Raw genomic sequence first — 2753 nt, forward strand, 5'->3', positions numbered from 1 at the left:
CCGGGAAACCCCATGCTCGGTAGCCACGCGTCGAAACCTGCAGAATCTAACACAGATCGGCGATGGGCCAGCGGTCACGATGTGCCCTGATAAAGGCAAACCTCACGTCTTTTGGCTTGCGTAGAACTGCGTGGCTTTTTTAATATTTGCCTCTCCTCCCGCAGGACACGGTTTTCCAGACGAAGACGCTCATTTTTCTGGACGAGGTCCGTCTGCGCTTCAGACGCCGTCAGATCAGTCGACCGATACTGCGAAATCCAGTGGCTAGGCGTTGATTTGCCAATCCCCAGATCCGCCGCAACCCGTGTCCTGGATAAACCCTGCTAAGTGCGATCCTGACCGCCTCACAGCGAAACTCTCATGTCTGCTTCAATGACATGGTCTCATGACTTTTTTGTTGAAAGATGTAAACTCTCATTCAATCAGCACAAAACCGTTACAAGTCGAAGGTTTGGAGGACAAAGTTCTTAGTGTGTCTGACCAAACCTGATGTCTCGGCCACCAGCAACATTTCCGAACGCGAAATCCGACTTTCGGTCATATTGAGAAAGGTCACCACAATATAGTTTCCGAGTGGACTGGTGGGCGCAGATCCATGCCGGATATCGCTCCTTCACAGGAACCACACACCTCAGTGGAAAATGCGCATTCAACACCATCCTCGAACTCGTCGACGGAAACTTCAACGTAGTCTGAGTAAGCTATCAACGGCCAACCACGTCAGCAATTACGCCATTTGCCCTCAACATCAAAAAAAACAGGCTGCTTCATTCCATCCACTTCAGTCACCACAGGTGACATGGAACTACAAGAAATACATCAAACTCAAGGGTTTTTTAGAACCCTATACTTCCAGAGAACAGAATTTCATCGAGTGTTTTTTACAAATTTAAATTCACTCTCCTCGCAGCAGTTCAGATTACCTTAATCATTATTTTAATTAATTGACGACACGCCGTCGTTCTTTAAAATAAACTTGGGACTAAGACAAAACTCTCCCATAACTGCGCATTCTGAGCTCCATATAATATTTCTCCATAAGGTCGATTAACTGTCATAAACCCACTTTTTACTTTAAAATTAAGAAAAAACGTAGACGATCCACAAGAATCGATTTGATTTGAAAAGAAGGATTTTAAATAATCTTTATTATATATCCCATCAATGTTTCTTTCCATATGTATATAGCCATCACTTTCAAATAAAAACATTTTTCTTCTAAATAAACGAATATACGGGACAAAATTATATTGATGTGAACAAAAAACTGGATAATTTTTTGGAAAAAATATATCTTCTTCCGCAGTTAGTGACTTATTTTTTATATCATAAGTTATTATTTTCCCACAAGAAGAAATTAAAATAAAATCTTTTTTCTTGATTTTTTCTTTATCTACGCCATAAGCATTTATAGATTTTATTAATAATTTTTCAGCATCTTGCTTTAAATTATAAAAATATGCTTTATATAAAAGACGTCCAACAAGGGACTGATTGTAGAAAAATTTTTTATTATTGCGAACAGAAGAAAAAGATCTCGAAGTTATCATTTTTAAAGATAATTTTGGTTTTTTTTCAATATTATTACTTACTCTCTCAAAAATATTATTTATATGATGCCTTCGAGCATTAGAAATAATCCATCGTAGACCATAATAATCATTATTAGAAGCACAATTCAGGATATTCTTCATAGTTTCAGAGCCTGAGATGCTATCCATAACTCCGTGCCCACTATAATAAGTATAAATTTCTCTAATGTTACCTTGAGATAATATTTTTTGTGCATGATAGCTATCATATTTATCATAAGGGTCGTATAATATGACTACATTTTCGTTCAAATCTTCTTGCTTTATTTTCATATTTTCATTTTTAAATAAAATATTTTCTCCAAATTTATATTTATCTTTATCATTGTAAATATCTTTTAAATCATTTGGATTTAATGACCATTGAGGAGCGCACGCTAGGGTAAAATATGAATTCAATCTTCTCGAATATTTTAATGATCCGTACCCCCCCATAGATGTCCCACAAACTATAACTTTTTTGTTTCTTGTTATTGAATTTATTAAATCAATCACGACATCCATTTCATTAGATAAATACCATCCACCTATTTTTGTAGAAACACCAATTAAATTAATTTTTAATTTTTCTTGAATTTGGCACATGAAAAATTCATTCTCTGCAAATTCTGTTCTTCCTCCACACATAAAGGTCACAACAAAATATTTACTTTCACCGCGTAGAAAGTTCACTACTATTTCTTTTCCATTGTAAATTATCACTTACCACATCCTTTTTTCTAAAGTAAATTTCTTATCCGTATTCTATATCAAAATAAATTTAAACGCGAAAGACTGGCTGTCAATCAGTCTGTTCGCCTGGGAAAGCATCCAGGTGTAGGATTCTAAAAACCCCCTTATTTTTAATGCATCCCCTGTAGTTCTATTCCTTCTGTGGTGATCGGGGTGGATGGAATGAAGCAACTAGAGGGTGTTTTGTAATTTCGTAACTGATTGGTGCAGTAATAAGGAATGATGCCGCACGTAAACCGTATCTCTCTGACGTATCAGACGAAGAATGGTCTCTGGTTGTCCCGTATATGCTCCTGATGCGCGAGGAGACTGAACGGCGGCATCATGCATTGCGCGAACTGTTCAATGAATTGCGTTATATGATCCGCTTATCACTTAACCTAGCACTACAATTACATATTATGTTGAGTTCTGAATTTATGGGTAACC

1 protein-coding gene is annotated in these 2753 nt (G+C 36.8%); it reads right to left on the minus strand.

All coding sequences use genetic code 11. The annotated features are described in order from the left end of the window. Nucleotides 1-965: 965 nt before the first annotated feature. Complete coding sequence (locus Abin_RS14390) at nt 966-2294, minus strand: hypothetical protein (RefSeq protein ID WP_048848176.1); 1329 nt, start codon at nt 2292-2294, stop codon at nt 966-968. Between the last annotated feature and the right edge of the window lie 459 nt (nt 2295-2753).

The organism is Acetobacter indonesiensis (assembly GCF_000963945.1).
GTDB classification, from domain to species: Bacteria; Pseudomonadota; Alphaproteobacteria; order Acetobacterales; family Acetobacteraceae; genus Acetobacter; species Acetobacter indonesiensis.